20 protein-coding genes and 1 other annotated feature are annotated in these 22,941 nt (G+C 47.2%); of the genes, 7 read left to right on the forward strand and 13 right to left on the reverse strand.

Annotation, left to right across the window (positions count from 1 at the left end):
• Window positions 1-62: 62 nt before the first annotated feature.
• On the reverse strand, window positions 63-1,775 hold the full coding sequence (locus tag BW42_RS06735; protein WP_035408758.1) for an ABC transporter ATP-binding protein: 1,713 nt from the start codon (window positions 1,773-1,775) through the stop codon (window positions 63-65).
• A 198-nt stretch (window positions 1,776-1,973) separates the two neighbouring features.
• Between BW42_RS06735 and BW42_RS06740 the strand changes: the two genes are divergently transcribed.
• Window positions 1,974-3,407, forward strand: a complete 1,434-nt coding sequence (locus tag BW42_RS06740; protein ID WP_035408760.1) for a C40 family peptidase — start codon at window positions 1,974-1,976, stop codon at window positions 3,405-3,407.
• A gap of 88 nt (window positions 3,408-3,495) precedes the next feature.
• On the forward strand, window positions 3,496-3,675 hold the full coding sequence (locus BW42_RS06745; RefSeq protein ID WP_035408763.1) for a hypothetical protein: 180 nt from the start codon (window positions 3,496-3,498) through the stop codon (window positions 3,673-3,675).
• 29 nt (window positions 3,676-3,704) lie between these two features.
• Here BW42_RS06745 and BW42_RS06750 read toward each other — a convergent pair whose 3' ends face one another.
• Window positions 3,705-4,895, reverse strand: a complete 1,191-nt coding sequence (locus tag BW42_RS06750) for a helix-turn-helix domain-containing protein (protein ID WP_052019062.1) — start codon at window positions 4,893-4,895, stop codon at window positions 3,705-3,707.
• A gap of 120 nt (window positions 4,896-5,015) precedes the next feature.
• Between BW42_RS06750 and BW42_RS06755 the strand changes: the two genes are divergently transcribed.
• A complete protein-coding gene (locus tag BW42_RS06755) occupies window positions 5,016-6,284 on the forward strand; it encodes an MFS transporter (protein ID WP_035408765.1) in 1,269 nt (422 codons plus the stop codon).
• Between the two features lie 19 nt (window positions 6,285-6,303).
• Here BW42_RS06755 and BW42_RS06760 read toward each other — a convergent pair whose 3' ends face one another.
• Complete coding sequence (locus BW42_RS06760) at window positions 6,304-7,314, reverse strand: LLM class flavin-dependent oxidoreductase (RefSeq protein ID WP_035408770.1); 1,011 nt, start codon at window positions 7,312-7,314, stop codon at window positions 6,304-6,306.
• A gap of 163 nt (window positions 7,315-7,477) precedes the next feature.
• On the opposite strand from BW42_RS06760, the gene BW42_RS06765 reads away from it, so the two are divergent.
• The 3 genes from BW42_RS06765 (at window position 7,478) to BW42_RS06775 (ending at window position 9,342) form a co-directional block, all read left to right on the forward strand.
• The gene (locus BW42_RS06765) at window positions 7,478-7,963 is read left to right on the forward strand and encodes a pyridoxamine 5'-phosphate oxidase family protein (RefSeq protein WP_035408773.1); all 486 of its coding nucleotides are present in this window, start codon (window positions 7,478-7,480) and stop codon (window positions 7,961-7,963) included.
• Window positions 7,964-8,080: 117 nt separating this feature from the next.
• Window positions 8,081-9,049 carry a cation diffusion facilitator family transporter gene (locus BW42_RS06770; protein WP_035408776.1) on the forward strand — a complete coding sequence of 323 codons (969 nt, stop codon included), beginning with the start codon at window positions 8,081-8,083 and terminating at the stop codon, window positions 9,047-9,049.
• Window positions 9,046-9,342 carry an MGMT family protein gene (locus BW42_RS06775; protein ID WP_035408778.1) on the forward strand — a complete coding sequence of 99 codons (297 nt, stop codon included), beginning with the start codon at window positions 9,046-9,048 and terminating at the stop codon, window positions 9,340-9,342. The genes BW42_RS06770 and BW42_RS06775 overlap by 4 nt, the downstream gene beginning before the upstream one ends.
• Before the next feature lie 60 nt (window positions 9,343-9,402).
• Here BW42_RS06775 and BW42_RS06780 read toward each other — a convergent pair whose 3' ends face one another.
• From BW42_RS06780 to BW42_RS06825, 10 genes are all read right to left on the reverse strand, one after another.
• Window positions 9,403-9,933 carry a hypothetical protein gene (locus BW42_RS06780; RefSeq protein WP_035408781.1) on the reverse strand — a complete coding sequence of 177 codons (531 nt, stop codon included), beginning with the start codon at window positions 9,931-9,933 and terminating at the stop codon, window positions 9,403-9,405.
• 51 nt (window positions 9,934-9,984) lie between these two features.
• Complete coding sequence (locus BW42_RS06785; protein WP_035408785.1) at window positions 9,985-11,634, reverse strand: aromatic amino acid hydroxylase; 1,650 nt, start codon at window positions 11,632-11,634, stop codon at window positions 9,985-9,987.
• 60 nt (window positions 11,635-11,694) lie between these two features.
• Window positions 11,695-11,899 (reverse strand) — a binding site (T-box leader).
• 70 nt (window positions 11,900-11,969) lie between these two features.
• Window positions 11,970-13,115: an aromatic acid exporter family protein gene (locus BW42_RS06790; RefSeq protein ID WP_035408788.1), complete on the reverse strand. Its 1,146-nt coding sequence runs from the start codon at window positions 13,113-13,115 to the stop codon at window positions 11,970-11,972.
• A 107-nt stretch (window positions 13,116-13,222) separates the two neighbouring features.
• On the reverse strand, window positions 13,223-15,157 hold the full coding sequence (locus BW42_RS06795) for a fructose-specific PTS transporter subunit EIIC (protein ID WP_035408791.1): 1,935 nt from the start codon (window positions 15,155-15,157) through the stop codon (window positions 13,223-13,225).
• A gap of 17 nt (window positions 15,158-15,174) precedes the next feature.
• Complete coding sequence (gene pfkB, locus BW42_RS06800; protein WP_035408794.1) at window positions 15,175-16,095, reverse strand: 1-phosphofructokinase; 921 nt, start codon at window positions 16,093-16,095, stop codon at window positions 15,175-15,177.
• On the reverse strand, window positions 16,092-16,838 hold the full coding sequence (locus BW42_RS06805; RefSeq protein WP_035408796.1) for a DeoR/GlpR family DNA-binding transcription regulator: 747 nt from the start codon (window positions 16,836-16,838) through the stop codon (window positions 16,092-16,094). The genes pfkB and BW42_RS06805 overlap by 4 nt, the downstream gene beginning before the upstream one ends.
• 287 nt (window positions 16,839-17,125) lie before the next feature.
• Entirely contained in the window at window positions 17,126-17,950 is an 825-nt protein-coding gene (locus tag BW42_RS06810) for a fumarylacetoacetate hydrolase family protein (RefSeq protein ID WP_035408799.1), read from the reverse strand.
• 261 nt (window positions 17,951-18,211) lie between these two features.
• Window positions 18,212-18,664: a hypothetical protein gene (locus tag BW42_RS06815; protein WP_035408802.1), complete on the reverse strand. Its 453-nt coding sequence runs from the start codon at window positions 18,662-18,664 to the stop codon at window positions 18,212-18,214.
• A 196-nt stretch (window positions 18,665-18,860) separates the two neighbouring features.
• Window positions 18,861-20,303 carry a SulP family inorganic anion transporter gene (locus BW42_RS06820; protein ID WP_035408806.1) on the reverse strand — a complete coding sequence of 481 codons (1,443 nt, stop codon included), beginning with the start codon at window positions 20,301-20,303 and terminating at the stop codon, window positions 18,861-18,863.
• A 72-nt stretch (window positions 20,304-20,375) separates the two neighbouring features.
• On the reverse strand, window positions 20,376-21,284 hold the full coding sequence (locus BW42_RS06825) for a TetR/AcrR family transcriptional regulator (RefSeq protein ID WP_035408809.1): 909 nt from the start codon (window positions 21,282-21,284) through the stop codon (window positions 20,376-20,378).
• A 162-nt stretch (window positions 21,285-21,446) separates the two neighbouring features.
• Between BW42_RS06825 and BW42_RS06830 the strand changes: the two genes are divergently transcribed.
• Window positions 21,447-22,919, forward strand: coding sequence for a DHA2 family efflux MFS transporter permease subunit (locus BW42_RS06830; protein ID WP_035408812.1), 1,473 nt, complete (start codon window positions 21,447-21,449; stop codon window positions 22,917-22,919).
• Window positions 22,920-22,941 lie beyond the last annotated feature (22 nt).

A 22,941-nucleotide genomic window follows, 5' to 3' on the forward strand; every position in this document is an offset into this window, starting at 1 on the left:
TTTTTAAACGCACAAAAAAGCAATGGAACATGTCCATTGCTTTTACATTCTTTCAAATCGATTCAAACTCGTTGTCTCTCTAACAAACGGGAGAAATAACCACCTTGATCCATCAACTCGTCATGCGAGCCCTCTTCGACGATCCCGTCTTTCGTGACGACGAAAATCTTATCCGCATTCCGGATCGTCGCTAAACGGTGCGCAATGACGAGGGTCGTCCGGTTCTCAGACAGTTCGGCCAGCGACTCTTGGATGAGTGCTTCCGTTTCCGTATCAAGGGCAGACGTTGCTTCGTCCAGAATCAGAATCGGTGGATTCTTTAGGAACATCCGTGCGATGGCAAGTCGTTGCTTTTGTCCACCCGATAACTTGAGTCCCCGTTCGCCGATTTGTGTCGCATACCCATCTGGAAGATCCGCGATCATCGGTCCGAGGTGGGCACGTTCCGCCGCTTGCACGATGTCTTCGTGCGTTGCATTCAGATCACCGTAGGCGATGTTCTCAGCAATCGTCCCTGAGAACAAGAAGACATCCTGCTGGACGATACCGATTTGTTGACGTAGTGACTCCTTCGTCATTTGCCGGATATCAATTCCGTCAATTGTGATTGCGCCATCTAGAACATCATAAAAACGTGGAATCAACGAACAGATCGTCGTCTTCCCTGCCCCGGATGTTCCGACGAATGCGACCGTCTGACCAGGTTCGACCGTCAGATTGATGTGTTCTAAGATTAGACGATCCGCTTCATATCCGAATGCGACATCCTTGAACGTGATGCCACCGTTCAAGCGATCAACGACGAGCGCATCTGGTGCATCAGGTAAGGACGCATCTTCATCAATCATCGAAAGGAATCGCTTAAAGCCCGCCATCCCTTTCGGATACATCTCAAGCAATGCCGTAATCTTATCGATTGGCTTCAATAAGATATTCATGTAGAGAATGAAGCCGACGAGTTCTCCTGCCGTTAAGGCTTCGCGATATGTCAGGTACGCACCGACGACTAAGACGGCAAGTGTCATCAAACGAGTCGTCAAGTAGATGCCGGACAGGCTCTTACTCATGACCTTATAGGCATTGATCTTCGACTGACGGAACGTTGCGTTGTCTTTTTCAAAACGCTCGATTTCGTAAGCTTCGTTCGTGAACGACTGGACGACACGGACACCGGAAACACTGTCCTCGACGCGTGAATTGACTTCCGCGATGTTACCGTACATCCGGTCCCATGATTTATTCATCCGAACGTTCGCATAACTGATCAACCAGATCAGGAATGGCACAGCAATGATCGTCACGAGGGCAAGCGGCACATTGATCGTCAGCATGATCGAGAATGCACCAAGCAAGGTCATGACGGCAATGAACGCATCTTCCGGACCATGATGGGCTAGTTCCCCGATATCGAACAAGTCATTTGTGATCCGGCTCATGATATGACCCGTCTTTGTATTGTCAAAGAAACGGAACGACTGTTTCTGGACATGACTAAACAACTGACGACGCATATCGGTCTCGATATTAATCCCGAGCTTATGTCCGAAATAGTTGACGACGAATTGCATCAGCGTACTGATGACGTATAACGCTAATAATCCGACGCTGACAAGGATGATCCAGTTCATCTCTCCGTTTGGTAACAAGGAGTCGATGAACCATTTAACTGCGAGTGGAAACGCAAGTTCTAAAACCCCGACGAATAAGGCAGACGTGAAATCGAGCCAGAATAAACGTTTATGTGGGATATAATACTGATAAAAACGGTGTAACATGTGTAGCCTCCTTCCGAGTACTTCTAGTGTACTTGAACTTTTTTGAAAATACTCCTTCTACCTATTCGTTTTTTTTTTGAAAAACGGTATTACAGTTTTCCAGACAAAAATTATATTTTTAATTCAGGGGAATCAGCACTTTTTATGACAAAATGGTAACAACGATTTTTACCTATCTCTTGGAAGGAGCTATGTCACGTGAAAAAGACCGTTCTAGCCCTCACGACGCTCGCTTTGGTCGGTACCACAATTCCGGTTTCAGCCGCGTCAACGACACTGACTTTGACGGATAACGTCAACATTCGCACGGCTGCCTCGACTTCCGCGAAGGTCATCACGACTCTAAAAAAAGGTACGAAGCTGACAGCTGTCAAGAAAGTCAACAGCTGGTATGAAATCCGCTATCAGTCGAAACCAGCTTTCATTACTTCAGCATACGTCAAAGCAACGACGGAAAAGGCTCCGACAACTACGACCTACATAACGAACACCGATGCCGTCAACGTCCGGCAAAAAGCAACGACGAGTTCGAAATCACTCGGAAAACTAGCAAAGAATACTGTCTTGACTGTTCAGAAACAATCAGGTGATTGGTACCAAATCACATATAAGAAACAAACGGCCTATGTCCATGCGACGTTAGTCAGTAAAAAGACATCAAACGTCATGACGGATTCCAAACCACCAGTGACGACTCCCGTCAAACAAGTCGTTAAAGCGGTCGATCGATCGAAAGTCTACACGGTTAATGCGAAGGAAGGCTTGAATGCTCGGACTGCTGCAGCGACGAATGCAAAAATCTACAAGACATTACCGCATCAAACGGTTCTTGATGTCACAGGTGCCGTTGATTCATGGTACCAAGTCAAGCTCGACGGAAAAGAAGCATATGTCGCTTCGACCTATGTCAAAGCTTCAACAAAAGCATCACCACCAACAACGCCGACGACGCCTGGAGTCTCTTTGACGCCGGTTGATGCTTCGAAGACGTATCGCGTCAACGCACCAACTGGATTGAATGTCCGTACGTTACCTTCGACGTCGTCTAAAGTCTTCACACAAGTCGGACACGGTTCGACAGTCAATGTCACGGGTGAAACGACAGGAAAAGATAGCGGCTGGTACCAGATCAAGATTGGAACTGGTCTTTACTATGTCGCGAAGAGTTACATCACGACGGGATCCGTCACGACGACGCCTCCGGTCACTCCAACGACACCCCCGGTAACGACTGTTCCTGGTTCAACATTGATGGAACGTGCGATTTCGATTGGGCAACAATATCTTGGAACGCCATATCGCTGGGGCTCAAGCAATCCAGTCAACGGTGGCTTCGACTGCTCTGGTTTCATCAATTACACGTTGAATGCTGCTGGCTATTCTGTCGGACGGACGAACGTCAACGGTTACTGGAACGATGACCGTTATCTTGGGGTAAAGCTTTCGAAACTTCGTCAGCCAACACGCGGCGATATCATCTTCTTCGAAAACACGTATGCCGCTGGTCCAACACATATCGGCATCATGCTGAACAACGACCAGTTCATCCATGCGAATGAACCAGCTCTTGGCATCAGCCGTCTTTCAGAACGTTACTGGACACAAAAACTATTAGGCTTTAAATCACTTTAAGACATTTTTCATCCATCCCTCGGGGTGGATGTTTTTTGTCTTACCGCTTCTCTTTTGGATATACTGGATATGGAAAGGATGTGTCTGCATGTCTTATAAAACACTTTATATCCGGCTGCTCTTTCTTACCTTATTGATTTTTGGTGGTTCGATGCTCTTGCATTATATCCAGACGGGAGACGTCTATATCGGTCACTTGATCGTTTCCGTCGCCGCATGCGTCTTATTGATTTTCAGAAGAACGACATCCTCACACGAACAGGCATGAAGCGAGTGCGCTTCATGCCTGTTTTTTCGTCATTGAACATTAACCAATGCTTGTATCTCTCGCTCAAGATCGCCTTTGAGCCGTTCACTTTGAAGGTCATCCTTCAATCGTAAAACATCCTCCAGTCGTTCCTGACCAATCCCTCGTTGCATCGCCAGTACGAGCGTCTGTAACATCATCGCTTGGTCGAATCCACTCGCAGCAAGCCAGGCATCTTGCATCTCCCATATCTTATCGACGCTCTGCTGCAGCGTCTGATTCGGTAATTCGATGCCATTGACAAGGAGATGGACTTCGAGTTGTCCGATGTAATGTTTCGCGTCATCGATCGCTACAGTAACGAGTCTTTCCCACGCCATCTGCATGCCGTTCGTATCATTTTCGAAAATCGCGATGAGTCCTTTCGTCAAATCGACTTCGATCCGTCCAACGGCAGTCGTTTCACTAAATGCAAAAAACTGCTCCAATCGATCAAACTCTTGCCGTGATTGTTCGATTTCCCCTTCTAGATATAAAAACAATCCGAGGAAACGTTGAAACGAAATGACATGATAATAGACATCTTGCTCCCGCATATACTGAACCCCTTCACGCAATAAGGCGATCGCTTCTGTATAGTGATCATCGAACAAACTTGCTCGGAGCGCACGCAAGATTTGGAAATTTAAATAGGTTTTTGGCGCCAGTGGAATCTCGCGTGGTACATCCATTGCTTCGATCAGCTCATACGCTTCCTTTGTCCGTTTGAGATTGAATAAAAAATAGACTTTCGAGATCTGAACGAGCAACTGCTCATCTTGACGACCGAGCTGTTGAAAAATCCGCTCTGCTTTCTCATAATATATCAAACCAAGCTCCGGGTCAGACGCTCGGAGGGCATCGCCGTATTTATGATAGACCTGCCCTTGCCAATAGGAAGTCGTTTCCGGAACCAAGTAAGGTTCTAGAAGTTCCTGAATTTTTTCGTCTGAAAAATATGGGGTATGCCGCGAACGGATTGTTTCGATGAGTTCCCGCATCTGAACATCTCGCGGATCGAGCATTAATTCTTCGACTGTCACCTGTAATCGCCTAGCAATCGCCTGTAATGCGGGCACAGACGGTGTCGCTTTGCCGTTCTCGACCATACTGAGCATTGACTTCGTGATGATGCCGGTCGCAACATCCGTTTGCGTCATTTTTTTCTGTTTTCGGATCTGTTTGATACGTTCCCCTAACACACCGGTCACTCCTTTTATCATAAAAGTTAAATTATATTGAACTTTATCTTTACATTTTTCTTCCACTCCTTTATTCTACACTAAAGTTCAATAAAATTTAACTCTGAAGGAGTGAACAGGATGTCATTTAATTTAAAGCGTGTCTTATTCGGAAAGTTTTGTTCATTATTCGCAGCTAGTCTCTTTACGTTCGTCGCCGGACTGACCGTCTTACGGGAAACGTCGTCTGGTTTTCAGTTTGCGCTCGTCCTGCTTGCAGGATCAGTGCCACGGATTTTGCTCTCACCGGTTGCTGGTGTCCTCGCTGATCGTTGGAACCGGAAACGAATCATCGTCATGACCGAAAGCTTAAGTGCACTCGTCTTGTTTGGACTTTTGCTCTATTCGTTACAAGCCCCTCTACATACCGTTCATTACATCATCGCTAGTGTCCTTTTGACGAGCCTGTCGACGTTCCTGTCCGTTACCTTATCAAGCTCGTTACCGCGACTCGTACAAGAAGAGGAGTTACAACGCGGGAACGCACTCTTCTCGACGATTCAATCGATCTCAACGATCACTGCTCCACTCGTTGCGGGACTGCTTATCGCCACTGTCTCCATCACGCAATTCTTGATCTTACCGTTTCTCTTGTTTGCTTCTGCTGCCTGGTGGAATAGCCGCCTCCGCTTTCTTGCAGTGGATACCTCTCCTCTGGTTACTACCGATACTCCGTCTTTCATCTCGGAGTTTAAAGAAGGCTACCGCTATCTGTTCCGTCAACCAGTATTGACGACACTCGTCCTGATGGCGATCGTCCTGAACTTCTTTTTTGTTGCTTTCGAAATCTTGTTACCGATTATTTTGCTCGATCGACTGCAATTCACGCCATTTCGGTTTGGATTGGTCGAGTCCGCACTAGGTGCCGGTCTTCTTGTCGCTTCGTTGCTTCTTGCCTTACCTCGCTTTACCGTGAAACGTCCGTTACGGACGATATTCGAGTCGCTCTTTTTGATCGCCTCTTGTTATGCGCTTCCTGCACTTGCTTTACTCGGCTACGTTCCCTCTGCTCTACTACTACCTTTTTTCATGATTCTATTGTTCATCGACGGCATGCTCGTCTTACGGATGAACATTCCGCTACAACTCATCGTGCAAAAACAGACTGATCCAGCTTACCTCGGGCGTGTCATCGGTGTCCTTGAATCGGTCGCCATGGCGATGATGCCGATTGGTACCCTATTGTTTGGTTTACTGAGTGATCATGTGTCTATCATCGTGCTACTTGCAGTCGGTACAGTCGGCTTGTTCGGTGCAGCGTTATTCGGATTCTTCCGATTGCGTAAAGACATCGTATCCGAACGCATTCCAGTAGTAGACGCAAAAAACACGTCCTCCCTCACTTCGTGAGAAAGGACGTGCGTATAAATCAGACTGTCGCTTTGACAGCGTCCATGATTAATTTTAATGATTGTTGTTTTGCTTGTTTGTCTGCGATCATCGAAGCAATCATCACTTCGTCCGTTCCATATGAATCGGCAAGCTCTTGTAATTGTTTCGCAACGGATTCCGGGTTACCGACGATCATCCGTTTCCGATTTTCAGCAATCCGGAACTGATCTTGGAACGTATACGGATACGCTGCTGCTTCTTCCGGTGTCGGCGTTCCTGTTGACGAGACCCCTTTTTCGAGTAAGAGCAGAGATAAATCAAGGCTTGACGCCAAACGTTCTGCTTCTTCCGTCGTTTCGGCACATGTCACGAAGATCGAAACGAGTGTTTGTGGTGTCTCATTAAACGACGTCGCCATGAAATTATGACGATAGTAATCCATTACTTCCTGACCACCCTGTCCATTGATGAAGTGAGCAAAAGCAAATCCGAATCCGCGTTGTGCGGCGTTCAAGGCACTACCACCACTTGATCCGAGCAACCAGCCTTCTGGTGTCGTATCGACTTCTGGTGTGGCGACGAGTCCCGCGAACCGGTGTCCGGCAGGTGCCCCGTCTTTCAGGTAGTCGACGAGATCATCAAGTTGCTCACCATAATCAGCTCCACCAAACCGTGGCGACGAACCTTCTTGTAACGCACGTGTCGCAAGCGGCATACCGCCCGGTGCCCGACCGAGACCGAGATCAATCCGGTTCGGAGCAAGTCCTTCGAGGACACGGAAGTTCTCCGCAACTTTGTAGGCACTGTAATGTGGCAACATAACACCTCCTGAACCAAGGCGAATCTGTTTTGTCACGGCTGCCATATACGCGATCAAGACTTCCGGACTCGAACCGGCTAGTGTTTTGGCAAAGTGGTGCTCGGATACCCACAGGCGATGATAACCGAGTTCGTCCGCGATTTTCGCGAGCTCGACCGTTTCGTGTAAGGCATCAGATGGGGATTGTCCTTTAGAGACCGGGGATTGGTCTAAAATACTAAGTTTCATATATGTCTCTCCTTTTTCTTTCGAATGCGTACTTACACTGTACGCCTCCTCGTTGTACCGTGCAACGAAACTGCTTCTTTCTGTCATGGGGACGTTTTTATTTTAAAATTCAGGGAACAATCCTTACGTGAGCATAAAAATCTAACGAATGAGGTGGAGCTACATGTCAACGCATACTACGAATCAAGAAGCAGTCGAAACGGTCAAGAAACTGATCGATAAAATCGAGACAGCGATGCTGACGACGATTGCAGCAGAAGGACTCGTATCGCGTCCGATGCAAACGCAGGATATTGAATTTGATGGTGACCTCTGGTTCCTCACTTCAAAAGAAACGGACAAGTATCAAGAATTACTTAAGAATCCGAGTGTTAACGTCGCGTACGTCGACAAATCATACGTCTCGATTCGTGGAACAGCAGAACTCGTCGAAGACATCGAACGAAAAAAAGAGCTCTGGAGCCCACGTTACGAAGCATATCTTGGAACGACATACGAAGATCCGAAAGTCGTCTTGATCAAGGTCAACACGGAAGCTGCTGAGTACTGGGAAACAGGAAACACGACAAAGTCCGTCAAACAAGTCTTGAAGAAAGTCGTCGGCAAAGACGATGAGAACGAAATCAATAAAACAGTCGACTTATCTTGACGAGTTAAACCCGCGCAGCTTGCGTGGGTTTTTTCATGTGAAGATAGTCGTTTTTCTCAAAATGATGTAACATAATAAAATGAACTAATACGTAACTTAACTAAAAGGAGTACAATCATGGGAGAATTTTTTACGTTATTACGCCGGGGTAACCGGTCTGCGTTGACGGCAGGCATCGTCAACTCTATCATCGCCATCATCAAGGCAATTGCCTACGTCCTGACGGGAAATGTCGCGATGTTCGCCGAAATGATGCATACGCTCGGGGATGCTGCCAATCAATTTTTCGTCTTCATCGGTTCTGCCCTCAGTAAAAAAGCACCAACGAAACGGTTCCCGAATGGCTTTGGTCGTCTCGTCAATCTCGTCTTGTTAGGCGCAATCCTCTTTGTCGGCATCATGGCCTACGAAACGATTCATGAAGGGATTGCCCACATCATCGAACCGACAGAATCGACAGGCTTCTGGATCACGTTATCCGTTTTATTCGCAGGGGTCGTCTTAGAAAGTGGTGTGTTCTTTAAAGCAATGCAGGAAATCGCGCATGATGCGAAATTGGACTCAAAAGGACCACGCCTTATCCTCGACAGCTTCCGGTCACTGAAGCAAGCAAAACCAGCGACACGCCTTGTGTTCCTTGAAGACTTAGTCGCAACGGCTGGCGGAATCGTCGCGATGATCGCCGTCATCATCTCACATGTGACACCGTTTCATCAGGCAGAAGGAATTGCTTCGATCCTGATCGGGCTGATGATGTTTTACGTCGTCGGAAACGTCTTCCTGCAAAACGCAGCTGGTGCACTTGGTGAAGCCGATGAGACGATGGCAGCACGTCTCGGCGGACTGATCATGAAAGACCCAGACGTCAAAGACATTAGTAAACTGGAAGTTATTAAAGAAGGCGATCATTTCCACGTCGAAGTTGAAATCGAAGTTGATCCGACGTTGACGATCGCTCAAGCAGACGACATCAAGGACCGCCTTGAACTGCAGATCCGTTTGCAACAAGGCATCATCGATGTGACGATCGGCTTTGACGAAGACGATAAGATTCAACAGTATGTCGTTGCTTCTGACGAGTCATGACACCGTTCACGCAAGATGTCCTGACCATCATCCGTTCAATCCCTGCTGGTCGGGTCATGACGTACGGGCAAGTCGCTCGACTCGCCGGTCATCCGCGTAGCGCACGACAAGTGGCGCGGATTCTTCACAGCATGAGTACGACGGAACGTCTACCGTGGCACCGCGTCCTTGCTGCTGGCGGAAAACTATCGCTCGAAGGCGATGAACAACGGCTAGCACTTGAAGCAGAAGGTGTCGAGTTCCTTACAATCCGTCAACTCGATTTATCGCGTTATCAAGTAAGAAGTGAATAGATGAAAAATAGAGGGATGACCGGTGTATGTACCAGTCATCCCTCTTTTTGTTGTTTTGAATCAAGCTTTTGACATACTCGAAGCCGCAGCAATTTGTCGACGTACTTCTGCTTCAAGCTGTGGTTCCGGTGGTTGCCAGCCTTCTGGTTTCATGACCTTTTGGTCAGATTCTCGGAAGATTGGTTTTCCGTCCGGTCCAAGCTTCGCCATATTGGCACGTTGAACGATCTCAAACAATGGAGCCGGATCAAGCCCGATCTCAACAAAGCTTCCCATGATGAAGTAGAGCGCGTCCGTCAAGGCATCCCCTTGTCCAACGAGTCGTTCGACATCTGTTTCGGGTTGTTTCATCTGGAGCGATTTTTCGACCGCTGTATCAAGCCCTGACTTGAAACGTTCGATTGCCTCGAGGAACTCTGCTTCACTTGTCGCCGTTTGATGCAAGAACTCAACGACCGCTTCTTCTGCCGTCCAGGTCGAGCGTTTGATTCCACGATCGACCGTCATTGGTGTTGGCGTCGTTGCACCAGGGTGTGAAAACACACGGTGGAATTCCTTTACGTCTTGATAATAATTTGTCATACCGATCATCCCCTTTTACCGAATGTCTCCATTCTAACAGGTTCAGAACCGGAGTTCGACTCATTGATGAACGACGTCGAGTAATGCCATCCCGCGCGTGATTAATTCATCTCGCTGTGCGGACGTTGCTTTTAAACGCTCGAGATCAGCGACCAGACGTGGTTGGTCGACTTCATCCGCTAACTCAAGTAATTCGAGGCGGAGTAACCAAGCGTCCGGTAACTGGACGAGTGTCTGGTCGATTAGTTGCGGCAACCGTTCCCGACCGGCTCGTCCTTCGCGAATCTCACGAACAACTTCAAAGATTGGATCAGCCGCTGTCAACGGACGCTCGATTCGTTCGAACTCCATCGTTTCTGGAATTGGCTTCAGTGCTTCAACTTCCGTTCCCGGGAATGCTGACGTGATGTCACCGACGATCAATTCCATCCGGTCCATCGTCATCGTTTTCCCATCGTTAGAGAGCGTTGCTGCTTCTAAGACGACGAGTGCCCGATTTCCATTGACGTTTTGAATTGCTGTGATGTCACCTGTGACGTGAACATTTCCTTCCGCCCAGTCGAGACGTTCACCGACTTTGACTTGCATCAATACTTCGTTCAATTCCTTGCCGTGAAGGAGTGTAAAGCCTTCCGGATGATCTGCAAGTCCTTGACCTGTCAACACTTCATCGTTTGCAGCCAACGCTGTCGGTCCAGTCAGTTTGACGATATGCAGCGAATCGTGAATTTCTTGCGTTTCAGGAACACCGACGAGTGAGAGACCGCTGTCGAAAACGAGCGTCGACAGGTTGCCTGATTCAACGGCTTTCGTCAGTCCGTGGATGCCACCGCGAATGTAGGACATCGATTGAGCGAATTCTTCAAGTGCGTCGCGGAGTTGTTCAAACGATTCACAGACGAAGAGTTCTTTTTGCATGCTCGTCACGTCATGTTTCGTCGCAAGTGCTTTTTCAAGCGAGAATGGATGTTTAACGACCGCGTCCGTCAAACAATGGCGACTTTCACCGACTGATGATAGAAGACCTGCCCCGTAGATTTGTGGGTTGTCGATATCACCGATCAAACCGAATTCAACCGTCCACCAGAACAGACGTGAGATTTCGTTCGCTTCCGAAATCCCTTTGACGTGTGTCCGTGTCTCTGCAAGCTCAATTTCAGCTTGTTCGATATCGGCTGACGTCGAGAATGGACTCTCTTTGACGATCGTCAATTTCTTTAGTGCCTTGAATACGTCATGCTCGGCTTTATGATTAAAGGCATGTGCCCCGATCTCACCGAAGCGACGAACGAATTCCGCGTAGACCGGATTCATCAAGATCGGTGCATGCCCCGCTGCTTCGTGCAGAATATCCGGTGCTGGTGTATAGAGAATGTTATCGACCTTCCGGATGTCGGTTGCAATCGGTAATAAACCATGTCCTTGGAAATCGAAGAAAGCGACGCCAGGAATGAGACCATCGACAGCGACTGTTCCCCAGCCTCCACGGCTTAGGTTCGCTGTCATCTCACGTACATCTGGAATCCGTTCCGGGCTGATGCCCGATGCAGCAAGCCCTTCGAGGTATGCTGGATGTGCTGTATCTTGTAACGTATTTAAATTCAGTCGCATGACGTATCTCCAAACGGCATGATCTGTTGGCGTGTAGTCTTCGTAGTGCTGTGGTGCGACATGTGGACGTAAGTGACTTGGAATGATTGGTGTAGACATATGAGTTCCCCCTTGAATGAATGTAAGATAACAAAAAAGCCCCTGCCGAACGTATCGTTCGACAGGGGCGACGAAAGCCGCGGTACCACCCTGATTACCCAGTCATCAACTGAGTCACTCATGATTGGGATAACGGTTTGCTCCGCTCGCTTACGCAAGAAGCTCAGAAACTGTAATTCAACACCATCTGTGTACACGTTCGCAGCGCCACGTGCTCTCTGAAACAGGGAGATGGTCTTTACTTCGGTTTCATCATCGCTTAATCTTTCGTTCTGTTATGCTGTTATACTGTTATGCTTTTAGCAAGTAAAGTATCGTTAAGGAGGACTATACGCTTACTTTTTACTTTCGTCAATGGCTTTTTTACGTTTAAATCGATTAAATGTTTTATCACGGACTGATTTTTGTTCGATCGTCAATGATGTGATATGGCGACGAAGCCCACCATTGAGGCGTTTTTCAAAGGATTCGAGTTCTTGTATCCACTCATTCATCGAGACGACGATCGGTAAAATTTCCATGATGACTTCTTCCTCGAGTTCATCACGATCGAGGAAAGAGTGCTTGACGAAGGCAATGTTCTCTTTGACGAGATCCTCCATCGCGAGCGGTTCTTCCGTCAACAGGAGATCGTATGTCAGCAAGACTTTCTCTTGTCGCTGGGCGATATGCATCAAATGATAGAACAGTTCACTTCGAAGATCGTCTGCAATCGAATCAAGTGCCTTCTCTCGTTCTCTGAAGCGCTCTGCCGTCGCGACACCACGTTCGAGGCACGATTGCATATGTTTGAGGATCAGCAGGTTTCGTAGAAGCGAGGCATGCTTCTGACGCGTTCCTCGAATTTCTTCCTTGTGTAGGTTGAACAGGTTTTGTGTCTCAAGGAGCGAACGCCCCATCTTATCGATTGCTGCCCGATATGGGGTGACCTTGCCTTCAAAGGCAATTGCTCGCGTGACGACGAGTAGTTTCTCAAAGAGTTTCGTCGCTTTCTGGTAATAGACATTGCCGTAACGTGGCGGGAAAATCAACGCATTGATGCCGAGTGCACAACCGATCCCGAGCATGACGAGCAAGTAGCGGATCAAAACGACTTGCCAAAGTGGTTCGGTCGCAGTCGCGACACTTTCGAGAATGACGATGATCATCAAGACGACGTGTGGAATCGTCCGCCCGAAACCAAAAGCTAGCAAAATCGAAATTGCTGCCATGATGACAATCCCGATCGCAAGCGGATTCGCCGGATTATCGCCTAAAATCCAAAGTGCGAGTAACGTCAAAAAGGCACCAATCAAGTTGGCCTCTGCTTCTTCGAGAAATTGTTTCCATGTCTGATAGACCGAAGGCAGGAGTGTCGTCGCTGCCGAGATCGCAGGCAGGATTGGGCTGAGGTTGAACAGGTTACTGATCAACAGCGCCAAGATGACCGCAAGACCTGTCTTAATGGTCCGTGGTCCGATTTGTAAGGATTGTCCACCCATGTCCATCCCTCCTTCTTATTCAGTATGCCCTCTATTCTTCACCGTTAGCCGTCAAAATTCAACAAAAAATCCCCTCCGCTTAAAAACGGAGAGGAGATTTAGGTGAATTATGATGCTTTCGTACCTGTTCCTTCTGTCATTTCCGCTTTCGCGACCGATTGGTCAACAAGCGGTTTTTTGAGGAAGGATAGGATTGCCGCACCGACGAGTGAACCGATGAGGATCGCACCCGCGTAACCGACGATTGCCATGACCGTACCTGATGGACCATCAAGTAACGGGAAGACGAAGATACCGCCGTGTGGTGCAGGGAGCAAGACGCCGAAGACGATCGTCAACGCACCAGCGATCGCTGAACCGATGACGCTTGACGGAATGACGCGCAGTGGATCGGCTGCAGCGAATGGAATCGCACCTTCAGTGACGAACGATGCGCCCATTGCGTAAGCAGCGATACCTGCTTCACGTTCTTGCGGCGTGAATTTCTTACGTGCGAACAATGTGGATGAGAAGGCAACGATGAGTGGTGGAACCATACCACCTGCCATGACAGCTGCCATGACTTCCGTGTTACCTGCTGTAAGAGCAGCTGTACCGAAAACGTATGCTGTTTTGTTGATTGGACCACCCATGTCGATTGCCATCATCGCTGCGACGAGCATACCGAGGAGGATTGCGTTTCCACCACTGAGTCCGTTCAATGAATCTGTGAGCCATGTCATGAACTTCGCAATCGGCTCATTGATGACGAGCAACATGATCATTCCTGTGATGAATGAACCAAACAGAGGATAGAGCAAGACTGGTTTGATTCCTTCAAGTGCTGCTGGAAGACCTTTGAATACTTTAACAAGCAAGAGTACGACGTACCCGGCAAGGAAACCGGCAATCAATCCGCCGAGGAAACCAGCGTTACCGTTGCTTGCAAGGAAACCAGCGATTAGACCAGGAGCAAGACCTGGTTTATCAGCGATCGACATCGCGATAAATCCAGCGAGGATCGGAATCAAGAGACCGAACGCGGCTTTCCCGATCGTCATCAATTGCGCAGCGAATTCATTGTACGATGGATCTTTTGGGTTCGCAGAGTTGATACCCCAGAAGAAGCTGATTGCGATCAAGAGACCACCTGCAACGACGAGTGGTAACATCGCGGATACCCCACTCATCAAATGTTTGTAGAATCCGCCACGAGCTGGTTTTGAGCTTTCGCTTGAACCGCTTGCTTTGTAGACAGGTGCATCCTGTTTGACCGCACGGTTGATCAATTCTTGTGGTTTCCGAATTCCTTGTGCAACTGGTACTTCAACGACGTGTTTACCGTTAAAACGATCCATCTCAACTGCTTTATCCGCTGCGACGATGATGGCTGTCGCATCGTTGATATCTTGTTGTGTCAAACCGTTCTTGACGCCTGTCGATCCGTTCGTCTCGACTTTGATACGGACACCCATCTCTTCCGCTTTTTGACGAAGGGCATCAGCTGCCATATACGTGTGTGCGATTCCTGTCGGACAAGCTGTGACGGCAAGGATATATGGTGCGTCTTGATCGACGTTGTCGCTTGAGACGTCAACTGGACCTTCTTCTTCGCGTTCCTTCGCTTCGATTGCTGCGATGACTTCGTCTTTCGTTTTAGCCGCAAGGATCGTATCGCGGAAGTTCATATCCATTAAATAAACGGATAGTTTCGAGAGTGTTTCAAGGTGTGCATTATCTGCGTTCTCACCCGCCGCAATCATGAAGAACAACCGACTTGGTTGACCGTCGAGTGCTTCGTAGTCAACGCCTGCCGAACGCCCGAAAGCGATTGCTGGTGTTTTGACCGCTGCTGTTTTTGCGTGTGGGATGGCAATACCTTCTCCTAAACCTGTCGTACTTTGCGCTTCCCGTGCGAGAATTGCTTCTTTATATGCCGAGCGATCGTTTAGTTTTCCTGCCCGATCGAGGACGTTGACGAGTTCATCGATGACAGCGGCTTTAGATGACGCTTGTAAATCAAGTTGAATCGTATCACGTGTCAAGAGATCAGTAATTTTCATGAGTAGTCACACTCCTTTTAGGATTGAATGAGTTCAACGACGTTGACGTCTACGAGGAGACGATCGATATCTTCTTTCGTACAAAGACCGAAGGAATAAGCAGACGCGCTGCCAGTCGTTACCGCATAGCGGAACGCTTCTTCTGGTGATTTGCCGAGCGCGTGGCTGGCGACGAATCCAGCGACGAGTGAATCTCCGGCACCGACGGAATTGACGAGCTTTCCTGCCGGTGTGTTTGCCGTGTAGGCACCTTGACGATTGACGAGCAGTGCTCCGTCTCCTGCAAATGAGATGACGACATTCTCGGCACCACGCTCGACGAGCTGTTGCGCGTATGGAACGGCCATCTCCTTCGACGTAATCTCGACGTCGAAAATTTCACCGAGTTCATGGTGATTCGGCTTGATTAAAAATGGACCGAGCGGTAAGACTTCAAGCATCGCTTCCTTCGTCGTATCGACGGCGAAGCGGACGTTCCGTTCATTCAAGATCGTCGCGATATGACGATAGAGATCATGCGGTAGACTGCTTGGGATACTGCCTGCGAAGACGACGATGTCACCAGCTTGCATCGTCTTGAATCGGGATAATAAATGCTCCAGCTCTTCCGGTTGAATCTTCGGTCCCGCTGCATTCAGCTCAGATTCTTGATCGGCACGAATCTTTACGTTGATCCGCGTCTCATCTTGAATCGGTGTGAAGTCCGTTAACACGCCTCGTTTCTCGAGTTCCGTCCGGATGAATTGTCCAGTACTTCCTCCAAGGAATCCGAGTGCTTGTGTTTCTACCTCATAGTTTTTTAGGACGAGAGAGACGTTGATTCCTTTCCCTCCGGCCACTTTTTCCGCCTGTTCGACACGATTGACTTGTCCTGCCTCAAATACCGGTAACGTGACATAATAGTCGATTGATGGGTTGAGTGTCAGTGTATAAATCATTTCGCGTTCACCACCTCTGTGTATTGACTGTATTTCGCTGCTTGCTCACTGGATGTCGTCGTGATGATCGTCGCCGCTTGCAAGGACGCCACCCGACTGAAGCTGATCGCATCCAGCTTCGTCTCATCGACGAGTACATACGATTGTTTTGCTAATTCGATCGCTGTCTTCTTTACGAGTGCCTCTTCCGGATCTGGTGTCGTGAAGCCTTGTGCCGGATGAACACCGTTCATCCCAAGGAACGCGACATCAAAATGGTAAATCAACATTCCTTCACGTGCGTTGTAACCGACGAGTGCCTGCGTTGAATGCTTGAGTTGCCCTCCGACGACGAACGTCGGGATACGGTGATAGAGTAACGTGTTCGCTAGAGGAAGACTGTTCGTTACGACCGTAATCGCCTTCTCTTCGAGATACGGAACGATGGCAAGCGTCGTCGTTCCGGCATCGAGATAGACATACATACCGTCTTCAATCAGGTCGGCAGCCGCTCGCGCGATCCGTTCCTTCTCTTCGACATGCTGATCACTCTTCTCGAAGTAACTCAGTTCTTCAATTTGCAAATGGTTTGCTGTTGCTCCCCCGTGCACTCGACGCAGGTGACCTGCTGTCTCGAGTTGTGATAAATCCCGACGAATCGTGGATTCACTCGCACCGGTTTGTTCGACGATCTTTTGCATCTTGACGACTTCTTCTCGGGCTAAAAGCTCAAGGATGAGTTGATGGCGTTTTTTGGTTAACATAAGGTTTCCCTCCGCATCTTTAATATAAAGCGTTTACATATAAAAATCAATCAAAAACGTTCAAAATTTATATAAATTCTTTATAAAACGTTCAAAATACGACTTTTTTCGACATGAAACCGTTCTTATAGTTTCATTATACATCAAAAACGGTCATTTTATGACTGTTTTTTTTTTTGAAATCAATCATTTTTTAAATTTTTGACGATTTTCACAAAATAAAAAACCACTTTCCAAAGTAATTTGGAAAGCGGTGAATGCAATTCAATCAATTCGGTCATCTTCGTTCACTGGACTTCATTTTGTAAACGACCGATTCCTTCAATCGATACTTCGACGACATCCCCTGTCTGAAGGTAGACCGGTGGTTTCATACCATGTCCGACACCAGCTGGAGTTCCTGTCGCGATGACATCTCCGGCTTCAAGTGTCATCCCACGTGACACTTCCACTAAAATCGTTACGACGTCACGCAACATTAAGGCGGTTGATCCTGACTGTCGGAGTTGCCCGTTCACACGTGTCTCGACAAGGACGTCACTTGGATCAAAGCTATCCGCTGAGACGATGACCGGTCCAAACGGACAGAACCCATCGAGTGATTTACCACGGAAGAACTGGACGTGTTCTTTTTGTAAATCCCGTGCCGTCACGTCATTGACAATACTGTAGCCAAACACATGATCAAGCGCATTTTCTGGTGTCAGATCACGCCCCGTCTTGCCGATGATGATGGCGAGTTCTCCTTCATAATCCAGTTGCTTCGTCAAATCCGCATGCCGTTCGATTGGTTCGAACGGACCGACGATCGACGTCGGTGCTTTCGTGAACAAGACGAATTTCCCTGCTCCCGCCGTATCCATCTCTTTGATATGATCAGCATAGTTCTTGCCGACGCAAATGACATTTCGTGCTGGTACATACGGTGCGAGTTGTCGCACATCCCCTTTAAGTAGTGGTGCGATATCTAAATCAAGATCAACATCAAACTCACGTGAAATCACTTCAAGCAATGAATCGGTGTAGACTTGCCCTGTTACATCATATGTAGTGCCCTGTTGTTCAACCCCGATGCCAACTTTTCCATCTTGCTCAAATCGAAACCATTTCATCTTAAATGCCCCCTTTATTTTTAGTATAGCGAAACGGATAACCCGTCGCACCTAACCTCTTCAGCCTATATTCAGTCCTAAAATCATTTTACTATTATTTTCAAAGATAGAGCACCCTCTATACATGTTACTCAATCGTTCCTCGATCTTGTTGTTCGTTTTATCTGGTGAAAAATTATGAAATCATCCGTTATAAATAGTTATCTCATGAATCATATTGAACAAATAGTACATTTAAATATTGAAACATCCTAAAATTGTTTATTCTTGCGATAAGAAGTTAAACTTTTCTATAGGAATATGATCAACGTTTATTGAACAATTGTATTTTTCTAATATGTTTTGAAGTAATGGAAAAATGTCGTTCAAATTATTTTTTTTTTTAAAATCATCAATAACTTCAACATCAAAGTTCCATCGACATTCTTCTTTATCCTCAAAAAAACCACCCGCCACTATACATAACTCATCATACGTTTCTTGAGTAACTTCCTCAGATGAAATAAGGAGTGCCTTAATATAATTATCATCTCCGAATTCGTCTTCCGAGATTCCATCAATATTTTTTAAATAAGGAAAATCGTCAATTGTGCTAGGACGTCGATAATCAATCAGTATCATGCAATAAATAGGTGGTGTTAAATAACCAGTTCTCAAAAAATATGCTTCGACCGACCTTAAATTGATTATTCTATTCAGGTGGTAATTTTTCATTTAGTGAACCTCGTTTATTTATTAGAGTGAGTTTAATTAATATTTTTAACGTTAGTTCAGATAACTTTCTTTAATAGTTTACACCTTATCACATCATACAACTATCGGATATATAGTACTTATATGACTCGTCAAGATAATAGAAAGGGGTAGCATTCCCATGTACCTAGGAATGCTACCCCTTTGATAAAATTCATTATGCAATCCGTTGCGCTAATCGATCAACAAGAGCCTGAGACTCTTCATTTAATCCTACCAATTCAACTTTTTTGCCGAGTCGTTCATATTTCAAGACGACGTTCTCGATCGCTTCGATGGCTGAATCATCAAATAAGTGACACGCTGAGAAATCGAGCGTGATGATCGATGATAGATCAGCATCGAGCTGGAACTGTTCCGCAAATGCAGTCGTCGACGCAAAGAATAACGGTCCACGGATCGTATAACGGACTCGTTCTGTTTGCTCCTCACGCTCGACTTGGATGCGAGAAATTTTTGACGCGAATAATAACGCTGCAAGCAAAATCCCGACAAGGACACCCATCGATAAGTCATGCGTCAATACCGTCACGAACACGGTCGCGAGCATGACCGCGGAATCACTTTTCGGTGACGTCTTGAGCATCTTGAATGAGCCCCAATCAAACGTCGCATACGAGACGAAGAACATGACACCGACAAGTGCTCCCATTGGAATCGTCATCAATAGATCGTTCATCGTAAACATCAATAGCATCAAAAACACACCTGCTGTCAACGTCGACAAGCGACCGCGTCCACCGGATGTGACATTGATGACTGATTGCCCGATCATCGCACAACCTGGCATTCCACCGAACATACCGGCGATAATGTTCGCAATTCCTTGTCCGCGCGATTCCATCGCTTTGTTCGACGTCGTATCCGTCATTTCATCAACGATTCGTGCTGTCAGTAACGATTCGATCAAACCAACGAATGCGAGTGACAAGGCATATGGGAAGATGATTTGAAGCGTCTCGAGTGAGAACGGGACATCTGGCAAGAAGAAGCTTGGTAACGCCGCTTCGATTTGTCCCATATCCCCGATGACACGGGTATCAAGCGAAAAGACGACTGTTAATACCGTCATGATCGTGATCGCAACAAGTGGCGCCGGAATCGCTTTCGTGACCCGTGGAAATAACAAGATGATGGCCAGTGACGCGGCGACCATCGCATACATGATCCAGTTTTGCCCTTCGAACTGTGGCAATTGCGCCGAGAAAATCAGAATGGCGAGCGCATTGACGAATCCGACCATGACAGCTCGAGGAATGAATCGTAATAACTTGGCAATTCCTAAAAAGCCGAACGCGATTTGTAGAATTCCGGCAAGTATACCGGCAGCTAGTAAATAATCAACACCGTGATCTTTGACGAGCTGAACGACGACGAGTGCCATCGCGCCAGTCGCAGCCGAAATCATTCCAGGGCGACCACCAGCAATCGAGATGACAATTGCAATGATAACGGAAGCGTATAGCCCAACCATCGGGTTGACACCAGCGATCAGCGAAAACGCGATTGCTTCTGGGACGAGTGCTAAGGCAACGACGATTCCGGACAACAAATCCGCTTTTGGTTGCAAGAACCACTCTTTTTTCCATTGAGTAAACATATGATGATTGAGACCCCTTTTCTAACATGAATGATCTCAGTGTAATGGGATTAGTTCCAAAAAGCAACCTTTTTAGGAAGTTTTGGTCCGAATGCGGGCAATCTCATCGACCATCGTTTTATAAGTCGCCATGATTTCCTGGCCCGCAAAGACCGGATCTTCATCCATCGTCTCGAGTGCCCGGCGCAGGAGATGGATTTTCGGTTTCTTACGTTCGAGCAATTCCTCATAGATGAAATCGAGAACTTCTTCATGTGCTTCCTTCGATTCTTCGGAAATCGAAGACAAGGTGATCAAACGCTTCATATGTGCGCTCGTCTTTTCGAATAAATCCTTCCGGATGACGACTTCATCTTGTGGACGATCGAGCCAGACCGATAGGAATCGTGGCGGAATCAATTGTTCCTCCGTCCGACTGACGTCTTCGACGAGATGCGTCAACCGATTGAACACATAGCGGACGACCCGTTCCGGTTGAGTGTTCGGCTCAGATTGACGGAAGAAGTACATTGCATATTGCAACATCCCCGTGTAAATGACTGCTAAATCTAGAAGGTACGGTTCCTTCGTCTGACCGAATAAATCACGTAATCGTTCGAACGTCCACTCGATCTCAAGAAGACGATTGTTTTCCATGAACGTCTTGAGTTCTTTTTCGTTCGAAGCAATGGCCTCTTCGAACAATGTATATAGTTTATATTTTTGCATCAATTCCAAATAACAGTTTCCTTGTTGAATGAACGTCTCGTAATCCGAGACATCCCGTCCGACGAGAATTTCCTTACGCGCGATCCGCATTTTTTCAAAGACGGTATTAAAGACATCAATGAATAATTCGTTTTTAGAGGAGAAGTAATTATAGAACGTCCCTTTAGAAACGTTACTGTGTTCGAGAATATCCTGAATGGATGTCGATTGATAACCCTTTTCGACGAATAGTTGATAGGCAGCATCTAATAATTGTTTCTTTTTTGGATTCATGGTCTTGTCCTTTTCTGTTCATAATTGGTTCGACAACCACTTATTTTAGTGTATGAAGCAAATAATTTGAACTCATTCGACTTCTGCTGGTAAGATAGCCAAGTCAGTCATAGAATTCAAGTCTAACATTTTAGACTCGTAGTACAAAAGGAGCATAACGAAATGCAATCAAGCAAGCAATCATCACGACTTTATTTAATTTTAGCTGTCCTCATGGCAGGTGCGTTCGTTGCGGTCCTAAACTCGACGTTACTCAACATCGCCTTACCGTCGATCATGAAATCGTTCGGTATTCAGGCAAGCACCGCCCAGTGGTTGACGACGGGATATATGCTCGTCAATGGAATCATGATTCCGACGTCAGCATTCCTCGTCCAAAAGTTCTCAACGCGCCAACTGTTCTTGACGGCGATGACATTGTTCTCACTCGGAACGATTATCGCCGGACAAGCACACATCTTCCCGCTTCTACTCGGTGCGCGCATGATGCAGGCGTCGGGTTCCGCGATCATGATGCCACTGTTAATGAACGTTCTCTTGACCGGTTTCCCAATCGAAAAGCGTGGGCAAGCGATGGGAATCTTCGGACTCGTCATCACCTTTGCTCCAGCAATCGGACCGACATTGTCCGGGTGGATTCTTGAACATTATGAGTGGCGGATGTTGTTCCATCTCGTCACACCGATCGCATTGCTCGTACTCTTCACGGGTGCCTTCTTATTGAAGAAAGAGACGGTTCAAAGTTCACTTAAGCTCGATTTGTTCTCACTCGTCCTTTCAAGCTTCGGCTTCGGTGGTTTGTTGTATGGATTTAGTTCCGCCGGTTCTGCCGGATGGGGATCTTGGACGGTCATCGGATCATTGATCATCGGTGTAATCAGTTTGACTTCCTTCATTATACGTCAATTCATGCTCGAAGAACCGATGCTTGAGTTCGGTATTTTCCGGTATCCGATGTTCGCTTTATCGCAAGGGATTTCAATGGTCTTGAACATGTCAATGTTCTCCGCGATGATCTTGATGCCGATCTACATCCAGACAATTCGTGGCATCTCACCATTTCACTCTGGTCTCTTGATGTTACCGGGTGCGATCGTCATGGCGATCATGTCACCAATAACAGGTCGTCTCTTCGACCGATTTGGTGCTCGCATCCTTGCCATCATCGGCTTATCACTGACGGTCTTGACGACGTTCTCATTCAGTCAGCTAGCTGCGGATACGTCATACGCGTTCCTCGTCATCATGTATACGTTACGTTTCCTTGGAATCTCGATGGTCATGATGCCGGTCATGACGAACGGATTGAATCATATTCCACAACATTTGACACCTCACGGTACGGCATTAAACAACACGTTGTCACAAGTATCGGGTGCGATTGGTTCAGGTCTGCTCGTGACGATCATGACATCGCGGACGAAACACCACGTTCCGGAACTCGCTTCACAACCTGAAGCTGCAAATCCGGAATGGTTGCAGATGCAGGCGATGATTGAAGGAATCAATGATACGTTCTTTATCGCGACATTACTCGCACTTGCTGCTTTGATCTTATCGTTTTTCATCAAAAAACGACGGACAACGACACTCGCAGTCGTCGAATCCGTCGATCAAGAACAAAAATATGCATGATTTGATTCTCCCCTGTCTAAAA

Source organism: Exiguobacterium sp. RIT341 (assembly GCF_000632205.1).
Classification (GTDB): Bacteria; Bacillota; Bacilli; order Exiguobacteriales; family Exiguobacteriaceae; genus Exiguobacterium_A.